We start from the raw sequence: 19,623 nt of genomic DNA on the forward strand, positions 1-19,623 counted from the left end.
CGGCGCGGTCAGGAGGCGGCGGGCGGCAGGACCCCGGCCGGCTTCCAGCCGGGGGCCAGGGCGCAGGACATGTAGTGGGTGCGCGCCCAGCGGAGCCAGACCCTGGGCTGGATCGCGCCGCCGTCCGCCGCGTATCTGGCGCACTCCGCGCATCCCGCGCGGGGGCCCGGCCGGGCTCCGTGGTCATCCAGCTGGTGCGTCGCCCAGCCGTAGAGGAAGGCGCCCGGATTGGGCGTCACCGGATCCTTGAACCGGGCCTCTAACTCGGCGCAGCGCAGACACTCCTGACCCTCACCGACACCATTGCTCACTCTGCTGAGCCTACGTCGCCCGGTGCGGGGATGTGGCGCATTGGGCGTACCCCGTTCGGGCACGCGCGGGCCCCGCGGGCCGCCGACCGGAACCCGCCGGCTCCCCTCCGCCGCCGGCGGGTTCCGGCGCTGGGCGCGGCCGTCGTCAGGCGGGCAGGACGGCCAGCGAGCCGGAGAGCACCTGGAGGGAGAGCTTGTGGGGGGCGTCGTCCCGGCGGGGCACCTGGACCTGGACGTCGGCGGAGGTCGCCGCGGTGGTGACGGCGTAACCGCTGCCGTCCCCGGCTGGCAGCCGCAGCGTGGTCGAGGCGGAAGTGGTGTGCACCGCGAGCGAGTCGGGCGCGGCGGCGAAGCCCAGGTCGGCGCTGCCCGAGACGACCGTCACCGCGGCGCGGGCCGCCCGCAGGTCCTGGGCGGTGAAGCGGTCGGAGGCGACGCTGACCGTCAACTCGCCCCCGATTCCGCTCAGTTCGGTCTCCCCTGAAGTCTGGCGCAGTCGCAGTCCGGTGTGCTCGGGCACGGTGATCGCGAGGTTCCCCGCGCAGGGCATGGCGACGTCGTTGGCGTCCGCGCAGGCGATGGTGAGGGCGTGCGGGCCGTCCGCCCGGTCGGCGACCGCCCCGATCCGGGCGAGCTGCCCGTGGCCCGGATCGGTGGCGTCGAAGGTGCCGCTGACCGTGTGCGCGTCGGGGTCGGCGGAGACCTGGATCTTGCCGGAGACGCCGTCGAGGACGACGAGATCGGCGTCACCGGCCCGGAAATCGGTCCCGGTGCCGGTGTCGCCGGGCCACGTGCCCGGGGCGGCCTGGCCGAGCGCGTCGGGCTTCGGCGGACCGCTGTGGTGCTCGTTGCCGGTGATCACCAGGGTCAGGACCACGGCCACGGCGATCAGCACGGCCGCGACGACCACGGGCGACGGGACGGGACGCCGTACGGAACGGCCCACAGGTTCGGCGGTGTTCATGCCACCGCTTCTGCCCCCGGCCGCCGCGTCGAACCCGGCCGCCCCCGCGAACCGCTCTCCCCTGTCGTCCACCTCGCGGAGACGGCGAAGCCCCCGGCGCGGCGAGCGGCCGGGGGCGTTCCGGGGCGGAAAAGAACCCGGGGAATCAAATCAGACCGGATCAGACCGGATCAGGTCAGGTCAGGTCAGGTCAGGTCAGGTCAGGTCAGGTCAGGCGGGAATGGTGCCGGACTCGGTGATGACGACCTTGGACGTCGGCGTGCCGCTGCGGCTGCCCTTGCCCTCGATCTTCTTGACCAGGTCGGAACCCTCGACGACCTCGCCGAAGACGACGTGCTTGCCGTCGAGCCAGGAGGTCACCACGGTGGTGATGAAGAACTGCGAGCCGTTGGTGTTCGGGCCGGCGTTCGCCATCGACAGCAGGAACGGACGGTCGTGCGTGAGCTGGAAGTTCTCGTCGGCGAACTTGGCGCCGTAGATGCTCTTGCCGCCGCGGCCGTCACCGCTGGTGAAGTCACCGCCCTGGAGCATGAAGTCCGGGATGACCCGGTGGAAGGCGGAGCCCGCGTAGCCGAAGCCGTGCTGGCCGGTGGCGAGCTCACGGAAGTTCTGGGCCGTCTTGGGCACCACGTCGTCGAACAGGCGGAAGACGATCCGCCCTGCGGGCGCGCCGTCGATGGAGATGTCGAAATAAACGTTGTCCATGGACTCCATCCTGACATCCCGAGGCTCCCCGGCGGACCACCGCCCCGTCACGACACCCTCAGCACGATCTTTCCCCGCCGGTGCGGCCGGTCCAACCGGGCGTAGGCGTCGGCGGCCTGCTCCACCGGGAAGACCTGCGCCACCAGGGGGGTGAGCTGGCGGGCCCGGACCAGCCTGTTCAGCTCCTCCAGGCCGGCCCGGTCCGGCTCGACGACGAAGAACACCCCGCGGCGCCCGTCGGGGCCGGTCGCCGCGGGCGGCGCGACGATGCCGACGAGCACACCGCCCGGCCGCAGCACCTGCCAGGAGCGGGTCAGGGTGTCCCCGCCGACCGTGTCGAAGACCAGGTCGACATCGTCCACCTGATCCTCGAATCGGTCGCCCGCGTAGTCGATGACCCGCTCGGCGCCGAGTTCCCTGACGAAGTCGGCGTCCCGCGCGGCGGCGGTCGCCGTCACCGAGGCGCCGCGGGCCGCGGCGACCTGGACGGCGAGGGCGCCGACGCCGCCCGCCCCGCCGTGCACCAGGACCCGCTGCCCGTGCCGCAGGCCGCCGTGCCGCACCAGCCCCTGCCAGGCGGTGAGACCGGCGAGCGGGAGGGCCGCGGTGGCGTCGTGGTCGAGCTCGGCCGGTTTGCCGGCCACCACCACGCTGGGCACGACGGTGAACTCGGCGGCGGCGCCGTCCCGGGTGAAGGGGATCAGCCCGTACACCTCGTCGTCCACCGACCGGTCGGTGACCCCGGGGCCGAGCGCGGCGACCGTGCCGGAGAACTCCTTGGCCGGCGTGATCGGCAGCCGTGGGGTGCCGCTGCCGTCGAGGGCGTCGGTCCAGGTGGCGTCCCAGTCCAGCTCGCCCGGGGTGATCGACGCCGAGCGCACCCGGACCAGCAGTTCCCCCTCGGCGGGCACCGGCCGCGGCGCCTCCTCGTACCGCAGTTCCTCCGGGCCGCCGCGGTGATGGCCGCGTACCGCGTGCATGGTGTCCATTACTGCCTCCTGGGTGCCGTGCCGTCAGGAGGCATCAAACACGCCCCGGAGCCGTACCGGTGGCGAACCCGCCGAGGATCCGCCACCGGCGCGGGTGTCAGGAGCGCCTGTCAGCGACGCCTGTCAGGAGCAGTTGATCAGCAGCGAGGTGACGATGGTGCAGGTACGGGTGGCCCGGTCGTTGGCCGGGTTCGGGTCGGTGGGGCTGCTCGCGGTGCGGCCGGCGGTGACGGAGTACGGGAGGTTGAGGCTCAGCAGGCCGACGGGGACGCTGAAGTGACGGGTGGTCCGGGCGCCGGCGGCCTGCGACCCGGTGGTGCAGGTGACCTTGCCCGCCGACACGGCGCAGTCGCCGGAGGTGGCCCTGAGCGGGGAGGGGAGGTTGACGGTGACGGTCGCCGAGGAGACGGCGCCCGGGCCCTGGTCGGCGATGGTGAGCGTGTAGTCGATGTGCGCGCCGAGCAGGCCGGGCACCGGGCTGGCGGACAGGGCGACGGCCACATCGGCGCTCTGCGGTGCGACGGCGGTGTACGTGTAGTGGTCGGCGGCGCCGGCGCCGCTGGTGCCGGCCGGGCTGGTGACGGTCACGTCCACGGTGCCGGCCGCGCCGGGCGGCGCGGTGGCGACGCAGGCGGTGTCGGAGCACGCGACACCGGTGGCGGGGTGGCCCGGGCCGAAGGCGACGGCGCTCACGTCGGCGAGGTGACTGCCGCCGATGGTGACGACGGTGCCGCCGGTGACCGGTCCGGTGGCGGGGCTGACCGAGGTCACTTCGGGCGCGGGCGGCGGGGTGGCGGCGGTGAAGACGAGTGCCACTCCGCTCGGGCTGCGGCCGACATCGGTGGTGGCGACCACCGATTGCGTGGCGGTGTCGATGGCCGAGACGGTGTTGGAGCCCAGGTTGGTGGCGTAGACGCGGGAGCCGTCGGGTGTGATGGCCAGGCCCTGCGGGGCCGCGCCCACCGGGATGGTGGCGGTCACCGCGTGGGTCGCGGTGTCGAAGACGGAGACCGAACCGGCGGCGCCGTCGGCGACATAGACCTCTGACCCGTCGGGGGCGACGGCGAGGGCGTAGGGCGCCGCGTCGACGGCGTAGGTGGCGGTCGTGTCGTCGGCGGTGTCGATCACGGTGACGCTGTTGTCGTGGAGGTTGGCGACGTAGCCGTGCGCGCCGTCGGCGGAGAGGGCTATGGCGATCGGGAACGAGCCGACCGGGAGGGTGGTCCGCACGGTGGTGGTGGCGGTGTCCACCACGGAGACCGTGCCGCCGCTGCCCGCGACGTAGAGCGTCCGGCCGTCGGGCGAGACCGCGAGGGAGTCGGGTCCTGAGCCGACCGCGAGGCCCGCGACCACCGATTCCGTGGCGGTGTCGATGACGCTGACGGAGTTGGCGCCGAGGTCGGCGACGTAGACCCGGCTGCCGTCCGGGGAGACCGCGGCGGCGGTCGGGCTGGAGGCGACCGGGATGGTGGCGGTCACCGCGGCGCTCGCGGTGTCGATCACCGAGACGGCGTTGGAGCCGATGTCGGGTACGTAGACCCGGCTGCCGTCCGGGGTGGCCGCCGCGCCCTGCGGGATGGCGCCGACCGGGATGGTGGCGGTCACCGCGCCGGTGGCGGTGTCCACCACGGAGACGGTGTTGTCGCCCGCGTTGGCGACGTAGGCGGTGATGGTGCCGGCCGCGGCGTGGGCGGCGGGCGCCGCGAGCACGGCCAGCCCCGCGGCGGTCAGCGCGGTCGCGGCGGCCAGCGCGGTCAGCCTCGTCGCTCTGGTGCGGCCGGTGTGCCGCCGGCCGCGGATGGTCGGGTACGTCAAGGTGTTCCCCCCTCGTCCGGTGGCGCGGCCGACGGAGCGGCGCGGCACCGGAGTTCGTCAGTGGATCGGGCAGCCGCCAGGTTGTTGCCTCGACCGTGTCGCCGCAAGGGGGACCAGGGTGGCGGACCCTGGCGAATCATGAGTTATCGGTCGGATGCCGATAAAAACCCGCATGTCACTTGACCGCCCGGCGGTTCGGCCGGCCCGGATGGTTCACAGCGCCGCCGGCGAGGAGGCGTCGGGGATCAGCAGCCGCGGCGTGCCGCCGCCGTCGGCGGGCACGCTCCACAGGTCGGTGCTCTTGGTGTCGCCCTCCTTGGGGAGCGCGTAGGCGACCGTGTGGTCGTCGATCCAGTCCGCCTGGTCGTCCACGCTGTGGTGTTCCGCCAGCGGGGTCTCCTTCAGGGTGCGCAGATCGAGTACGTACTCGTGCCACAGCGAGGCACCGGCCAGGACCCGCTTCTTGAAGGCGATCCGGGTGCCGTCGGGGGACAGGGAGGGACACTCGACGTTCTGTACGCCGACCGACGCGATGGTACGAGCGGCGACGGAGCCCTTCATCAGATACGTCTTGCCGCCGGTACCGAGAGTGGCGTAGAAGGTGTCGTCGTCGGCGGCGAAGGTGACGCCCCAGAAGTTGTCGTCCACGTCGCGGTACGCGCGGCCGCCCAGGGTGATGGCGAAGTCCTCCAGGTTGGGCAGCAGTTTCCAGGTGCGGGTGTCCACGATGGAGGTACGGGTCGAGAAGAACGCGGCGCCGTAGGACTCGCCGCCCACGAAGACCGTCCAGGCGGCGAGCCGGCCGCTCGGCGAGATCCGGGCGCGGCTGGGCGTGCCGGCCAGCGGGAAGGTGCGCAGGGTGTGCAGGGCGCTGTCCACGATGACCGCCCGGTTGGTCTGCGCGACCACCCCGAGGCCGGACTGGAGGCAGACGCCGGTGCCCTTGGCGGCGTAGAACCGGGCGCACTTGAGGCCGGCGGTCGTACGGGGGCCGCCGGGCTGTCCGGCCGGGACGGTGGCGACCTCGGTGCGGTACGGACCGGGCGCCGAGTTGATGAAGGCCAGCCGCTGCTTCTGGGTGAGGGCGACCGGGCCGGCGCCGACCGCGGGACCGCCGGCCCGCGGCTTGTTCTTCTCGTCGGCCTGGGAGGCGGCGTGCAGCACGAAGCCGGCGCCGAGGCCGGCCAGCAGTACCACCGCCAGGACCAGGATGAGCAGGCGGCGTTTGGGCGTCATGGTGGTGTTCCTCGCGGTACTCGGGTGGGTCGGGTGTGCCGCGTTGTCGGACGGGGCGTCGGACGGGCCGGGGAAGGCGGGATGCCGCGGCGCGGCGCCGCGCGGCGCCCCGGGCCGCTCGCTCATCGCCGGCCGCCCGCGGGGCGCAGCACCAGGCCGGCCACCAGCGCGCACAGCAGCAGGCCGATCGCGGAGCCGAACAGCGCCCGGGTGTCGCCCCAGACGGTCCAGGCCGCGCCGAAGGCGAGCGAGCAGCAGAAGCGGGCGAGCGCCTGCCCGGTGCCCACCAACGCCAGTCCGCTGCCCCGCAGTTCCTCGGGTACGACATCGGAGACCGCGGCGGGCAGCACCCCGTCGGTGGCGGCGTAGAAGAGCCCGTGCAGTCCGAGCACCAGATAGGGCAGCGCGGGGGTGGCCGGCGCCCACAGCAGCAGCGCGTACCCGGCGAGCAGTCCGGCGTGCCCGGCGAGGAAGACCGCTCGCCGTCCCACCCGGTCGGCGAGCACTCCGGCGGGCACCGCGAGCAGCAGGAACACCGACGCGGTGCCCAGCGGCATCAGCGGGAACCACTCCTCGCCGATGTGCGCCCGGTGTTGGAGCAGCAGATAGACGAAGGCGTCGCTGACGGTGGTGAGGCCGAGCAGCACCGCGCAGCCGGTCAGCGCCCGCAGCCTGGGCAGCCGCAGCAGCGCGGCCGCCTCCCGGAGGTTCACCGGTCTGCTGCCGGGCGCGTCGGCCGCGCCGCCGATGCCCTCGGCCGCCAACTGCCGCTTCCCCGGGACGAACAGCACCAGCACCAGCACGCCGAGCACGGCGACGCAGGCGCTGACGCCGAACACCGCGTGGTAGCCGTCGGTGGCGGCGCGCAGGATCAGGAAGGCGGTGATCGGGCCGAGCACCGCCCCCGTGGTGTCCATCGCCCGGTGCACGCCGAAGGCCCGGCCGCGGTGCTCCGCGGGTGTGGACAGCGAGATCAGCGCGTCCCGCGGTGAGGTGCGCAGGCCCTTTCCGGTGCGCTCCAGCGCGAGCACCACGCCGAGCGGGCCGAGGCTCTGCACGAGGAGCAGCAGCGGCTTGCACAGCGCGGACAGTCCGTAGCCGAGCCCGGCGATCAGCTTGTGGTCGCGTACCCGGTCGGCGAGATGGCCGCCGGTGAGCTGGACGAGCGCGCTGACCCCGTTGTAGACGCCGTCCAGGGCGCCGAATCCCAGCGGGCTGAGCCCCAGGCTCACCACCAGGTAGAGCGGCAGCACCGCGGTGACCATCTCCGAGGAGACGTCGGTGATCAGGCTGACGGCCCCGAGCGCCAGCACCACCTGTGAGACTCGCCGGACCGGGCGGCGGACGCCGTCCGGGGCGGTGTTCGCGCGCGCGGGGGCGGCGCGGTCCGCAAGATACATGGTTGTTCCCCCCTGCTCTTCTCCCCCTGCCGAGATCAGCCCTGACGGCTGCTCTCGTCCCGCAGCCAGGTCCCGAAGTCCTGGTCGCGGATGGCGTGTGCGGCCTTGCGGCGGGCCGTGACGGCGGCGGCCAGGAACACCACGACCGACGGCAGCAGCAGCGGCTCCCGACGCAGCAGCGTACGCAGGTCCGCTGTGCTCGTCCGGGCCGAAGGCGGCGCGTCCCCGGCCGTGTCCGTGACCGACTGCCGCTGCCGGTGCTCCAGTTGGGCGGTGGAGACCGCGGCGCGGATCCGGCGCCTGATCAGATCCGCCCAGGTGCGCGGCGGGTGGACGACGACCCGGGCGCCGACCACCACCCGCCGCTCCCCCGGTCCGAACGCCAGCGACGCCGCGAGGTCGTCGGCCATCAGCGGCGGCAGCGCGGCGAGCCGGCCGTAGCCCTCCTCGGTCACCGCGATCACGCCGCGGCCGAAGAGCCCTTCGCGGACGGCGGGAAGGCGGGTCCACACCCGGTAGTAGGCGCGCACCCGCCAGTCGCAGCCGGCCGTCGGCAGTTCGCGTTCCGGTGCCACCGCGAGCAGTTGGGGCGTGCCGGCGAGCGCGGAGGTCAGCGCCGCCACGTCGCCGGCGCCGAGCACGACGTCCGCGTCCACGTACAACCGGGGGAAGCCGTGGGCGTGTTGGTCACCGGCCCGCAGGGCCGCGTGTTTGGAGGGGGTCGGCAGGTCGACCACCCGGACGCCGGGGCGGGTGGCGGCCTTCGCGGTCTCGTCCGTACAGCCGTTGCAGACCACCACGACATCCGGCCGGGGCGTGCCCGTACCGTCCCCGGCGGTGGCGCGGTCGCCGGCCAACAGGGCGTCAAGCAGGCGGCCGATGACCCGTTCCTCGTTGTGCGCGGGGATCACGATGCTCGTCACGGGGTGAGTATGCAGCCGAAAACCGGGTCGTTGCTGTGTGTTTCGCCCAAGTCTCCCCCAGTGCCGGAGCCCGTGGTCTAGATTGGGCGACGCGCGGCCGGTTTGCGCGACGTCCGAGTGTCCGGGAGTTTCCGGGGTAGCCGATGTCGCCGAAACGGCCATGATGACTGGGGACGGCGATTGCACGAGGGCATCGCAGCAGGTACGAGCCCGGACGCGGGGATGCGACCGGGTCGGTTCAGTTCGACGGGCCATTGACTCCGTGACGGCACAGGCGTGGGGACGCCGACGTGTCCGCGGGGATGCGGCACACCGGGGTGGGGGGACAGCATGACCATGGGCCGGGGAACTCCTCCGCGGCACGCGGCCGCGACCGCCTCCTTCCGCGCTGTGCGGGCATGGCGGGTATGCCAGCCGACGTGTACGAAGGGGAGACGCACACCGTGACGGACAGCACCCACGCGAAGAAAGCCGCCGGGGACGACGGCGGGGCACTCGGAGTCGCCGTGGTCGGGGCCGGCTACTGGGGCCCCAATCTGGTCCGCAACTTCCAGTCGAGCCCGGCCTTCCGGCTGCGCTGGCTGTGTGATCTCGACGTGGACCGGGCCCAGCGGGTGCTGGGCGGCTACTCCACGGTCCGGGCGACCGCCGACTACGCGGCCGTGCTGGCCGATCCGACGGTGGACGCGGTGGCGGTCGCCACCCCCGCGGGCACCCACCTCGACGTGGCGCTCGCCGCGGTCAGGGCCGGCAAACACGTGCTGGTGGAGAAGCCGCTGGCCGCCACGTACGCCGACGGCGCCCGGCTGGTCGCGGAGGCGGCGGACCGCGGGCTGACCCTGATGTGCGATCACACCTACTGCTACACCCCGGCGGTGGCCGGGATCAGGGACATGGTCCGCTCCGGCGAGCTGGGCGACATCCACTTCGTGGACTCGGTGCGGATCAATCTGGGCCTGGTGCAGAAGGACATCGACGTGATGTGGGACCTCGCGCCCCATGACCTGTCGATCCTCGACTTCATCCTGCCGGAGAACGTGGAACCGGTCGCGGTCGCCGCGCACGGCGCCGACCCGATCGGGGCCGGCCACGCCTGCGTCGCGTATCTGACCCTTCAGCTCAACACCGGTGCGATCGCCCATGTGCATGTGAACTGGCTGTCGCCCACCAAGGTCCGCACCACCATGGTCGGCGGTTCCAAGCGCACGCTGGTCTGGGACGACCTCAACCCGGCGCAGCGGCTGGCGGTCTTCGACCGCGGGGTCGATCTGTCGGCCCCGCAGGAGCTGGCGGCCAGTGAGCGCCGGGAGATGATGATCTCCTATCGCTCGGGCGACATGGTCGCGCCGGCGCTGAAGGAGAAGGAAGCGCTGCGCGCCATGGTCGACGAGTTCGCCGGGGCGATCAACGAGCGGCGGGCGCCGCTCACCGACGGCCGGGCCGGGCTGCGGGTGCTCGACATCCTCGAAGCGGCGTCGCGGAGCCTGGAGTTCCGCGGCGCGGTGGTCGGCCTGCGCGCCGGGCACTGAACCCGGCCGCAGCGCGCCGCCCCGGCCCGGCCTCCGGCACATCGTGCGGGCCCGGTCCGGGCCGCGCCCGGCCATGGCGAGCACGCCGCCAACGCAATCCCGTCGACCTAGCGATCGGGCGGATCACCATGACGAAGCAGTGGGGGGAACGGACTTGAGCACGGTAGAGGGCAAGAGGATCCTGGTCACCGGAGGAGCCGGCACCATCGGTTCCCATCTGGTCGACCAGTTGGTCGAGGGCGGCGCCCGGCACGTCGTGGTGCTCGACAACTTCGTCCGCGGCCGGATCGCCAATCTGGCCGGATCGATGGGCAGCGGCCTGGTCGAGGTGGTCGAGGGCGACATCCGCGACGCGGCCACCGTCCGCAAGGTCACCGCCGGCGCCGAGCTGGTGTTCCACCTGGCCGCGATCCGGATCACCCAGTGCGCCGAGGAACCCCGGCTGGCCAACGAGGTGATGGTCGACGGCACCTTCAACGTCCTGGAGGCCGCGGCGGCCGAGGGCGTCGGCAAGGTGATCGCCTCGTCGTCCGCCTCGGTGTACGGCCTGGCTGAGACCTTCCCGACCACCGAGCGCCACCACCCGTACAACAACGACACGTTCTACGGGGCGGCGAAGGCGTTCAACGAGGGGATGCTGCGCAGCTTCCACGCGATGTACGGCCTGGACTACGTGGCGCTGCGGTACTTCAACGTGTACGGGCCGCGGATGGACATCCACGGCCTCTACACCGAGGTGCTGATCCGCTGGATGGAGCGGATCGAGGCCGGTGAGCCGCCGCTGATCCTCGGTGACGGCACCCAGACCATGGACTTCGTGCATGTCAGGGACATCGCGCGGGCCAATGTGCTGGCCGCGGAATCCGACCTGACCGACGAGGTGTTCAACGTCGCGAGCGGCACCGAGACCAGCCTGAAGGACCTTTCGCTGGGGCTGCTGGCGGCGATGGGCGCCGATCTGGAGCCGGTGCACGGCCCGGCCCGCGCGGTCAACGGGGTGAGCCGGCGGCTGGCGGACACCTCGCAGTCGGCGCGGCGGCTCGGGTTCACCGCGCGGATCGACCTGCGGGCGGGCCTGCGGGACCTGGTGGACTGGTGGCGCGCCGAGCGCGAGACGGACGCCCTCACGGCGGCCGTCACGGCGCGGGACGGGCTCGCCGGCACGGGTCCGGCGTCGACCGTGGAGACCGCGGAGACCCTGGAGACCGGGGCGGCCCGATGAGCGCGCCGGCCGAGGCCGCCCCGGCCCGGATACCGGTGATGATCCCGTGGCTGGGCGAGGAGGAGGCGCAGGCCGCGGCGGCGGCCGTACGGTCCGGCTGGGTCGCCCAGGGGCCGCGGGTCGCCGAGTTCGAGGCGGCCTTCGCCGAGAAGGTGGGCGCCGAGCACGGCATCGCGGTCAGCTCCTGCACCGCCGCGCTCCATCTCGCCCTGGTGGCACTGGACTTGGGCCCGGGAGACGAGGTCGTCGTGCCCTCGCTCTCCTTCATCGCCACCGCCAACGCGGTCCGCTACGTCGGCGCGCACCCGGTGTTCGCCGATGTGGAGCCGGCCACCGGGAATCTGACGGCGGCGACCGTCGACGCGGTCCGTACCGAGCGGACCAGGGCGGTGCTCGCCGTCCACCAGGGCGGGGTCCCCGCCGACAGCCACGCACTCCGCGAGCGGTGCGCCGACTGGGACATCGCGCTGGTCGAGGACGCGGCCTGCGCGATCGGCTCGACCGTCGGCGGCAAGTCGGTCGGGCAGGGGGCGCTGCTGGCCGCCTGGTCCTTCCATCCGCGCAAGGTGGTCACCACCGGCGAGGGCGGCATGATCACCACCGACGACGCGGTGTGGGCGGCGCGCCTGCGCCGGCTGCGCGAGCACGGGATGAACGCCTCGGCGGCCGAGCGGCACGCCAGCAGCAAGCCGGTGCTGGAGCGTTACCTCGAAGTCGGCTTCAACTACCGGATGACCGACATCCAGGCCGCCGTCGGCCTGGTGCAACTCGGCAAGCTGGACGAGATGGTGGCCCGCCGCCGGTCGCTGGCGGCACGCTACGACACGCTGCTGCGGGAGGTGCCGGGGCTCGTCCCGGTCCGCGATCCGGCCTACGGCCAGGGCAACTTCCAGTCGTACTGGGTGCTGCTCGCCGAGGACTTCCCGCTGGGCCGCGACGAGGTGCTCGCGGCGCTCTCCGAGGCCGGCGTCTCGGCGCGGCGCGGCATCATGGCCGCCCACCTGGAGCCCGCCTACCAGGGGCATCCGCACGGCCCGCTGCCGGTCACCGAGCGGATCAGCCGCGATTCGCTGATCCTGCCGCTCTTCCACACCATGACCGGGGAGCAGCAGGACCGGGTGGTGGGCGCGCTCGCGGCGGCCGCCGGGTCCGGACCGGGCCGCGGGTGAGCGGCGCCCCGGCGGGCACCCCGCTGGTGCTGGTCGGCGCGGGCGGCTTCGCCCGGGAGACCGCGCAGGCGGTGCGGGACGTCGAGGCCGCGGACCGGGCGGCCGGCCGGGCCGCGCGCTGGCGGCTGCTCGGCCATCTGGACGACGACCCGGCGCTGCACGGCCGCCAGGTGGACGGCGTGCCGGTGCTCGGCGGCAGCGATCTGCTGGCGGACCTGCCGCGGGCGCGGGTGCTGGTGTGTGTCGGCAGCCCCCGGGACTACGCGGTACGGGCCAGGCTGGTGGCCCGGCTCGGGCTGCCGGAGCGGCGGTACGCGACACTGGTCCATCCCACCGCGGCGGTGTCGGGCTCCTCGTCCGTCGGCCCCGGGTCGGTGCTGCTCGCGCACTGCGTACTGACCGCGGCGGTTCGGGTCGGCGCGCATGTCGCGGTGATGCCGCACGCCGTCCTCACCCATGACGACGAGGTGGCGGACTTCGCCACCGTCGCGTCCGGGGTGCGGCTCGGCGGCGGGGTACGGCTGGAGCGCGGCGCCTATGTGGGCGCCGGCGCCCTGGTCCGCGAAGGCGCCACGGTCGGCGCCTGGTCGCTGATCGGTATGGGCAGCGCGGTGCTCGGCGACGTGCCGCCGGGCGAGGTGTGGGTGGGCGGCCCGGCCCGCCGGCTGCGGGCGGCCGGTCCGCGGGCGCTGGCGGAGCTGACCGGCGACCACCCACTGGCCCAGGCGCCGGCCCACCCGCCGGCCCCGGCCGGTGCCGCCCCAGGGGGCGCGCTCGACAGCAAGGAGACCGGCGACCGCGGAGTGCGGCCGGTGCTACGGAGGGGGACTCCCGTCATATGAACCACATTCCGCTGGTCGATCTGAAGGCGGCGCACGCCGAGGTCGCCCCGCAGGTGCAGGCAGGTTTCGAACGGGTGCTGGCGCGCACCGCCTTCATCGGCGGTGACGAGGTCCGCGATTTCGAGCGCGAGTACGCCGAGTTCGCCGGCGTCGCGCACTGCGTGGGTGTCGCCAACGGCACCGACGCCCTGGAGCTGGCGCTGCGGGTGAGCGGCGTCGGCGCCGGCGACGAGGTGGTGATCCCCGCCAACACCTTCATCGCCACGGCCGGCGCGGTGGCCAGGACCGGCGCCCGTCCGGTGCCGGCGGACTGCCTGCCGGACTCCTATCTGCTCGACCCGCGGGCCGCGCTGGCCGCGGTCGGCCCGGCCACCCGCGCGGTGGTGCCGGTGCACCTGTACGGACAGTGCGCCGAGGTGGCCGCCCTGATCGCGGCGCTGCCCGAGCGCGTCAAGGTGGTGGAGGACGCGGCGCAGTGCCAGGGCGCGACCCGCGAGGGCCGCTCCCCCGGCAGCGGCGGTATCGCCGCCACCAGCTTCTACCCGGGCAAGAACCTCGGCGCCTACGGTGACGCGGGCGCGGTGCTCACCGACGACGAGGACGCCGCCGCCCGGGTACGGGCCATCGCCAACCACGGCGGTGTCGCCAAGTACCGCCACGACGTGGCCGGTTTCAACAGCCGTCTGGACGGTCTCCAGGCGGTGGTGCTCCGGGCGAAGCTGGCCCGGCTCGCCGAGGGCAACCGGGCCCGCCGCGCCGCCGCGGCACGCTATGACGCGCTGCTCGCCGGTCTGGTGGCGGCCGGCCGGGTGGTGCCGCCGGTCACCGTGGCCGGCAACGAGCATGTGTGGCACCTGTATGTGCTGCGGGTCGTCGGCGCCGACCGCGACGACGTGGTGGGCAAGCTCAACGCCGAGGGCATCGGCGCGGGTGTGCACTACCCCGCGCCGGTCCACCTGACCCCCGCGTTCGCCCACCTCGGTCACCGCCGGGGGGACTTCCCGCACGCCGAGGAGGCAGCGGACCGGATTCTCTCGCTGCCGCTCTATCCGCAGATCACCGCCGATCAGCAGCAGCGAGTCGTGGACACGCTCGCCGCCGCTCTGCGCTGACGCCCCGGCCGCGGCGGTCCGCCGCGGCCCCCGGGGTGCTCAGACACCGCTTCGCCCCTCCCGCCTTTCCGAGCGGGCCCCGCACCTGAAACGCACAGAGGTACAGATGTACAGAAAGAGCAGACTCATCCGGGGCCTTCTCAGCGCCCTGGTCGCGGCGGTGGTCGCGGCAGCGCTGCCGCTGGTCGTGAGCTCCGGCGCGTCGGCCTCCGATCCCTGCGGGACCGGATCGAACCCGATCACCTGTGAGAACTCCAAAACGGGCACGCCGATGGAGGACTGGTACGCGCCCAGCGCCTACGGCAACGTCCAGGGCTTCACCACCAAGGTGAGCGTCCAGGCCGGCGACACCGTGCAGTTCAAGGTGCAGTCGCCGACCCCGTACCACGTCGAGGTCTACCGGCTCGGCTACTACGGCGGCGACGGCGCCCGCGAGATGTCGACGTCCACCCAGGCGGCGGCGACCTATCCGGCCAACTTCACCAAGAACGGCACCCCGGGCAGCCCGATCGACACCACCGTGGTGGACGACGTGCCCGACGGCAAGCCGCTCAACTGCGTCACCGACGGCACCGGCCTCCAGGACTGCGGCAACTGGCCGGTGACCGCCTCCTGGACGGTGCCGAGCGACGCCGTCTCGGGCATCTACCTCGCCAACTTCGACCAGACCGACGGCAACGGTGTGATGCCGTACCCGTTCGTGGTGCGCAACGACGCCAGCCACTCGGACATCGTCGTGCAGACCGACGACGAGACCTGGCAGGCGTACAACAAGTGGGGCGGACGCAACCTCTACGACGGCAACGGGCCGGCCCCGGACGGCCGCGCCTACCAGGTCAGTTACAACCGCCCGCTGGACATCGGCGGTGACAACGGCATCTACGGCTCCGAGTTCGAGATGCTCTACTGGCTGGAGGAGAACGGCTACGACGTCAGCTACATCTCCGGCGTCGACATGTCCACCAACGGTTCGCTGCTGCTGAACCACAAGATGTTCATGTCGTCGGGGCACGACGAGTACTGGACCCAGGACCAGTTCAGCAACGCGCTGGCCGCCCGGCACGCCGGTGTCGCGCAGACGTACTTCAGCGGCAACGAGGTGTCCTGGAAGACCCGGCTGGCGCCCAGTGCCGACGGGACGTCCACCGCCAACCGCACGCTGGTCTGCTACAAGGAGACCAAGCTGGAGTTCGCGGTCCCGGACGGCATCCCCGACCCCAATCCGAACGTCTGGACCGGCGCCTTCCTCGACCCCGGCAGCTCGGCCAAGGGTGAGCCGTTCCAGCCGCAGAACATCCTCACCGGCTCGCTCTTCACCGTCAACGGCTACCGCAGCGACGCGATCACCGTGCCGGGCGCCTACGCCAAGATGCGGCTGTGGCGCAACACCACCGTGGCCGGCCTGACGCCCACCCAGACCGCCACCTTCCCGGTCGGCACCCTCGGCTACGAGTGGGACAGCGATCTCAACAACGCCACCCGGCCGGCCGGTCAGATCGATCTCTCCTCCACCACGGTGGACATCGCCGACGGCAAGCTCCGGCAGGACTACGGCAATGTGTACGGCAACGGCACCGCGACCCACAATCTGGTCGAGTTCCGCGACCAGACCTCGGGCGCGCTGGTGTTCGGGGCCGGCACCGTGCAGTGGTCGTGGGGCCTGTCCAATGTGCCGGCCGGTGACCCGGACGACCAGGTGATCACCGCCGACAAGCGGATGCAGCAGGCCACCGTCAACCTCTTCGCGGACATGGGCCTCCAGCCCAAGACCCTGCAGAGCGGGCTGGTCGCGGCCACCGCGTCCGCCGACCACACCGGCCCCGCGGTCACCGTGACCAGTCCGGCCCTCGCCACCACCGTCCCGGCGCTGCGGCCGGTCGCGGTGACCGGTACCGCCAGTGACGTCGGCGGTGTGGTGGCCCGCGTCGAGGTCTCCACCGACGGCGGCGCCACCTGGAACGCGGCCAATGGCACCACGTCCTGGAGCTACTCCTGGACGCCCACCCAGACCGGCACCCCGCAGATCAAGGTCCGCGCGGTGGACGACAGCGTCAACACCGGCCCGACCAGCACCGTGCCGCTGACCGTCGGCCCGCAGCAGTGCCCCTGCACGGTGTGGCCGGCCACCGCGGTGCCGTCCGTCGTCAACAGCGGCGACGGCGGTTCGGTGGAGCTCGGGGTGAAGATCCGCACCAGCGGCCCCGGTTCCGTCACCGCCGTCCGGTTCTACAAGTCCCCGTACAACACCGGGACGCACACCGGCAGCCTGTGGACCGCGTCCGGTCAGCGGCTGGCCACCGGCACCTTCACCAACGAGACGGCGTCCGGCTGGCAGCAGCTCAACTTCGCCACCCCGGTGCCGGTCAAGTCCAACACCACGTACATCGTCTCGTACTTCGCCCCGAACGGCGGATACTCCTACGACGGCGGCTACTTCAACGGCAAGTCCGCGGGGCTGTCCCCGCTGACCGCCCTGCAGTCCGGCACCGACGGCGGCAACGGCCTCTACCACTACGGCTCGTCCGGCGGCTTCCCCGATCAGGCGGCCGGCGGCAGCAACTACTGGGTGGACGCGGTGCTCGACACCGCCACCGCCAGTACGGTGCCACCGGTGGTGACCGCCAAGTCGCCGACGTCCGGCGCGGTCAATGTGCCGATCACCGCCCCGGTGACCGCCACCTTCAGCGAGCCGGTCGACGCCGACACCCTGGTGATGACGGTGAAGGACCCCGACGGCGACAACGTGCCGGGGGCCAAGACGCTCGCCTCGGCGAACTCCGTGACCTTCACGCCGTCCACCCAGCTGGCGCTCAACACCACCTACACGGTCTCGGTCCAGGTCGACGACCTGTGGGGCAACCACATGGCCGATCCCACCACCTGGTCCTTCACCACCAGTCCGACCCCGCCCGCGGTCACCTGCCCGTGCGGGCTGTGGCCGACCACGGCGGTGCCGGCCACCACCGACATGACCGGCGACCCCAACTCGCTGGAGCTGGGCACCCGTTTCACGTCGGCGATCAGCGGCTACGTCACCGGCGTCACCTTCTACAAGGGCGCGGGCAACACCGGTACCCACACCGGCAGTCTGTGGTCCTCGGACGGTACGCAACTGGCGACCGGCGCCTTCTCCAGCGAGACCGCGACCGGCTGGCAGGTGATGCACTTCGCCGCGCCGGTACCGATCACCGCGGGCACCAGCTATGTGGTCTCCTATCACGCGCCGGCCGGCAACTACGCGGTCGACGGCGGGTACTTCGCCGGAGCGCATCAGTCCTATCCGCTGACCGCGACGGCCGACACCGTGTCGGCCCCCAACGGCCTCTACCACTACGGCGCGGATCCGGCCTTCCCGAACGGCAGCTACGGGTCGGCGAACTACTGGGTGGGGCCGATCTTCAGCACCGCCCTGCCGCCGCAGGGTCTGGACGGCACCACATCGGAAACCCAGTGACCCCGCCGGGGACCCGATAGCGACCCCCCCTGGATCACCGGTCCGCCGGACCGGTGATCCAGGGGAGCGACGAACCACTTCGACCATGTGCGGGAACGGAAGGTTGGGCTCACGTCGATGAGCAGTGTGAGCGTGGTGATCCCCTGCTACAAGTACGGCCATTTCCTGGCCGACTGCGTCAGCAGTGTCCTGGCGGAGCAGGAGGGCCTGGACGTCCGGGTGCTGATCATCGACGACGCGTCACCCGACGACTCGGCGCAGGTCGCGCGGAACCTCGCGGCCGGCGATCCGAGGATCGAGGTGCGGGTCCACGAGAAGAACAAGGGGCACATCGCCACGTACAACGAGGGCCTGCTGGAGTGGGCCGACGGTGACTACGTGGCGCTGCTCTCCGCCGACGACCGGCTCGTGCCGGGGGCGCTGGTGCGGGCCGCGGCCCTGCTCGACGCCCATCCGGAGGCGGGTTTCGCCTACGGCAGGCCGCTGCGCTTCCAGCACGGCGGCCCGCTGCCGAAGGCCCGCACCCGGAGCACCGGCCAGGTCGTCTACCCCGGACCGTGGTGGCTGGAGCGGCGGTTCGGCGAGGGCACCGGCTGCATCACCTCGCCGGAGGTGGTGGTCCGCACCAGCCTCCAGCGCCAGGTGGGCGGCTACGATCCCGAACTGCCGCACGCCGGTGACATCGAGATGTGGATGCGGCTGGCGGCCCACGCCGACGTCGGCTACGTCCGCGGCGCCGATCAGGCGTACTACCGCGTGCACGGCGGCAACATGTCCACCACCGACTTCGGCGGCCAGCTCGACGATCTGCGGCAGCGGCGTATCGCCTTCGAGTCGGTGCTCGTCAAGTGCGCGGAACGGCTGCCGCAGGCCGAGAAGCTGGCGCTGACCGTGCACACCCGGCTGGCCCGCTTCGCGCTGCGCCGGGCCTACCGCGCCTACGACCGGGGCCGCACCGATGTGGTGCCGGTCGAGGAGCTGGTGGAGTTCGCCAGGGACTGTCTGCCGGGCTTCGAGGCGCTGCCGGAATACCGGGCGCTACGGCTGCGGCGGCGGATCGGGGCGGGCGCCATGCCCTACCTCCAGCCGCTGGTGCTGTCGGCGGTCGCCGAGCGCGGCCGGGAGTGGCTGTGGTGGCAGTCGTGGAAGCGCCGGGGCCTGTGATGCGGGTTTTGACGCCGACCCGTGGGCGGGCTTCGGCACAGACGGCAACGGGCCGCCGACAGGGCTCAGTTGACGGCGGGCGCGGTGTGGGCGGGCCCCAACTGGGGCCGGTCGACCGGCTGATCGGCCGGCTGGTCACCTGGCCGGTCGCCCGGCCGGTCGGGACGCAGCCGGCGGTCGGTCCACAGCGCCAGCAGCACCCCGCAGAACAGACCGGTCAGCCCCACCCCGGCCAGCGCCCGGCTCTTGGTGCCGGTCTGCAGGACCGAGTTCGGCGGCACCAGCAGGTCCACGCTCATCCGCGAGTCCGCCGGGATGTGCTGGGCGCCCTGGAGGGTGTCCAGATGGCGGCGGTAGACCGAGATGATCAGGTAGACGTCGGTGTCGGCGAGCGCGGCGGCCGGCCGGACCGCCTGGATCTGGAGCGACGGGATCAGATACTGCGGGGTGACGCTGGTGCCGCTGTTGCGCGGGACCAGCGAGTACGTGCCCAGCACGCCCGCCGCCCGCAACTCGCTCTTCCCGGCCGGCGAGTCGAGCTGCTGGATGATCGCGTACGACACGGCGGCCAGCGGCGGTTGCAGGTTGGCGAGCTGGTTGGGCTGGTTGCCGGTCACCGGCGGTTTGAGCACGATCACCGACGAACTGGCCCAGCTCGCTTGCGGCCGCAGCACCTGGTGCGCGGCGAGCACGGTCAGCAGCGCCGCGATCAGCAGCACGTACCAGCGACGCAGCAGTGCGAGAACGACCTCGCCAGGGGACATCGGGGCTCCTCCCGTCGGCTCCGA

Annotated in this window: 16 protein-coding genes; 7 read left to right on the forward strand and 9 right to left on the reverse strand. The window is 72.8% G+C overall.

Annotated features, from left to right (window positions below):
• Positions 1 to 8: 8 nt before the first annotated feature.
• The 8 genes from OG519_RS03250 to OG519_RS03285 all read right to left on the reverse strand — a co-directional run bounded on the left by OG519_RS03250 (position 9) and on the right by OG519_RS03285 (position 8,343).
• Positions 9 to 311, reverse strand: coding sequence for a hypothetical protein (locus OG519_RS03250; protein WP_405578356.1), 303 nt, complete (start codon positions 309 to 311; stop codon positions 9 to 11).
• A 145-nt stretch (positions 312 to 456) separates the two neighbouring features.
• Positions 457 to 1,275 carry a hypothetical protein gene (locus tag OG519_RS03255; RefSeq protein WP_405578358.1) on the reverse strand — a complete coding sequence of 273 codons (819 nt, stop codon included), beginning with the start codon at positions 1,273 to 1,275 and terminating at the stop codon, positions 457 to 459.
• 210 nt (positions 1,276 to 1,485) lie between these two features.
• On the reverse strand, positions 1,486 to 1,980 hold the full coding sequence (locus OG519_RS03260) for a peptidylprolyl isomerase (RefSeq protein WP_405578360.1): 495 nt from the start codon (positions 1,978 to 1,980) through the stop codon (positions 1,486 to 1,488).
• Positions 1,981 to 2,027: 47 nt separating this feature from the next.
• Entirely contained in the window at positions 2,028 to 2,969 is a 942-nt protein-coding gene (locus OG519_RS03265; RefSeq protein ID WP_405578363.1) for an NADP-dependent oxidoreductase, read from the reverse strand.
• A gap of 123 nt (positions 2,970 to 3,092) precedes the next feature.
• Positions 3,093 to 4,784: a beta-propeller fold lactonase family protein gene (locus OG519_RS03270; protein ID WP_405578365.1), complete on the reverse strand. Its 1,692-nt coding sequence runs from the start codon at positions 4,782 to 4,784 to the stop codon at positions 3,093 to 3,095.
• A 213-nt stretch (positions 4,785 to 4,997) separates the two neighbouring features.
• Entirely contained in the window at positions 4,998 to 6,020 is a 1,023-nt protein-coding gene (locus OG519_RS03275) for a TolB-like translocation protein (protein WP_405578367.1), read from the reverse strand.
• 122 nt (positions 6,021 to 6,142) lie between these two features.
• Positions 6,143 to 7,420, reverse strand: a complete 1,278-nt coding sequence (locus OG519_RS03280) for an MFS transporter (protein ID WP_405578370.1) — start codon at positions 7,418 to 7,420, stop codon at positions 6,143 to 6,145.
• 35 nt (positions 7,421 to 7,455) lie between these two features.
• Positions 7,456 to 8,343, reverse strand: coding sequence for a glycosyltransferase (locus tag OG519_RS03285; protein WP_405578372.1), 888 nt, complete (start codon positions 8,341 to 8,343; stop codon positions 7,456 to 7,458).
• Between the two features lie 407 nt (positions 8,344 to 8,750).
• Here OG519_RS03285 and OG519_RS03290 point away from each other — a divergent pair, with 407 nt between their 5' ends.
• The 7 genes from OG519_RS03290 to OG519_RS03320 all read left to right on the forward strand — a co-directional run bounded on the left by OG519_RS03290 (position 8,751) and on the right by OG519_RS03320 (position 18,835).
• Positions 8,751 to 9,872 (forward strand): Gfo/Idh/MocA family protein, encoded by a 1,122-nt coding sequence (locus tag OG519_RS03290; protein WP_405578374.1) that lies wholly within the window; start codon positions 8,751 to 8,753, stop codon positions 9,870 to 9,872.
• 154 nt (positions 9,873 to 10,026) lie between these two features.
• The gene (locus OG519_RS03295; protein WP_405578377.1) at positions 10,027 to 11,094 is read left to right on the forward strand and encodes an NAD-dependent epimerase/dehydratase family protein; all 1,068 of its coding nucleotides are present in this window, start codon (positions 10,027 to 10,029) and stop codon (positions 11,092 to 11,094) included.
• Positions 11,091 to 12,263, forward strand: a complete 1,173-nt coding sequence (locus tag OG519_RS03300; RefSeq protein WP_405578380.1) for a DegT/DnrJ/EryC1/StrS family aminotransferase — start codon at positions 11,091 to 11,093, stop codon at positions 12,261 to 12,263. Before OG519_RS03295 ends, OG519_RS03300 begins: the two co-directional genes overlap by 4 nt.
• The gene (locus tag OG519_RS03305) at positions 12,260 to 13,105 is read left to right on the forward strand and encodes a NeuD/PglB/VioB family sugar acetyltransferase (protein ID WP_405578383.1); all 846 of its coding nucleotides are present in this window, start codon (positions 12,260 to 12,262) and stop codon (positions 13,103 to 13,105) included. Before OG519_RS03300 ends, OG519_RS03305 begins: the two co-directional genes overlap by 4 nt.
• Positions 13,102 to 14,217 (forward strand): DegT/DnrJ/EryC1/StrS family aminotransferase, encoded by a 1,116-nt coding sequence (locus OG519_RS03310; protein ID WP_405578385.1) that lies wholly within the window; start codon positions 13,102 to 13,104, stop codon positions 14,215 to 14,217. The genes OG519_RS03305 and OG519_RS03310 overlap by 4 nt, the downstream gene beginning before the upstream one ends.
• Before the next feature lie 106 nt (positions 14,218 to 14,323).
• Positions 14,324 to 17,671, forward strand: coding sequence for a DUF4082 domain-containing protein (locus tag OG519_RS03315; RefSeq protein ID WP_405578388.1), 3,348 nt, complete (start codon positions 14,324 to 14,326; stop codon positions 17,669 to 17,671).
• A 117-nt stretch (positions 17,672 to 17,788) separates the two neighbouring features.
• Positions 17,789 to 18,835 (forward strand): glycosyltransferase family 2 protein, encoded by a 1,047-nt coding sequence (locus OG519_RS03320; RefSeq protein ID WP_405578390.1) that lies wholly within the window; start codon positions 17,789 to 17,791, stop codon positions 18,833 to 18,835.
• Positions 18,836 to 18,900: 65 nt separating this feature from the next.
• Here the strand turns inward: OG519_RS03320 and OG519_RS03325 are convergent, their stop codons facing one another.
• Positions 18,901 to 19,599: a hypothetical protein gene (locus tag OG519_RS03325; protein WP_405578393.1), complete on the reverse strand. Its 699-nt coding sequence runs from the start codon at positions 19,597 to 19,599 to the stop codon at positions 18,901 to 18,903.
• Positions 19,600 to 19,623 lie beyond the last annotated feature (24 nt).

Source organism: Streptomyces sp. NBC_01190 (assembly GCF_045039895.1).
GTDB lineage: Bacteria > Actinomycetota > Actinomycetes > Streptomycetales > Streptomycetaceae > Actinacidiphila.

Excerpts from the sequence above, each read along its gene's own strand:
- OG519_RS03255 (WP_405578358.1), bottom strand. The coding sequence starts at position 1,275 with ATGAACACCGCCGAACCTGTGGGCCGTTCCGTACGGCGTCCCGTCCCG.
- OG519_RS03260 (WP_405578360.1), bottom strand. The coding sequence starts at position 1,980 with ATGGACAACGTTTATTTCGACATCTCCATCGACGGCGCGCCCGCAGGG.
- OG519_RS03265 (WP_405578363.1), bottom strand. The coding sequence starts at position 2,969 with ATGGACACCATGCACGCGGTACGCGGCCATCACCGCGGCGGCCCGGAG.
- OG519_RS03275 (WP_405578367.1), bottom strand. The coding sequence starts at position 6,020 with ATGACGCCCAAACGCCGCCTGCTCATCCTGGTCCTGGCGGTGGTACTG.
- OG519_RS03280 (WP_405578370.1), bottom strand. The coding sequence starts at position 7,420 with ATGTATCTTGCGGACCGCGCCGCCCCCGCGCGCGCGAACACCGCCCCG.
- OG519_RS03290 (WP_405578374.1), top strand. The coding sequence starts at position 8,751 with ATGCCAGCCGACGTGTACGAAGGGGAGACGCACACCGTGACGGACAGC.
- OG519_RS03300 (WP_405578380.1), top strand. The coding sequence starts at position 11,091 with ATGAGCGCGCCGGCCGAGGCCGCCCCGGCCCGGATACCGGTGATGATC.
- OG519_RS03310 (WP_405578385.1), top strand. The coding sequence starts at position 13,102 with ATGAACCACATTCCGCTGGTCGATCTGAAGGCGGCGCACGCCGAGGTC.
- OG519_RS03315 (WP_405578388.1), top strand. The coding sequence starts at position 14,324 with ATGTACAGAAAGAGCAGACTCATCCGGGGCCTTCTCAGCGCCCTGGTC.
- OG519_RS03320 (WP_405578390.1), top strand. The coding sequence starts at position 17,789 with ATGAGCAGTGTGAGCGTGGTGATCCCCTGCTACAAGTACGGCCATTTC.
- OG519_RS03325 (WP_405578393.1), bottom strand. The coding sequence starts at position 19,599 with ATGTCCCCTGGCGAGGTCGTTCTCGCACTGCTGCGTCGCTGGTACGTG.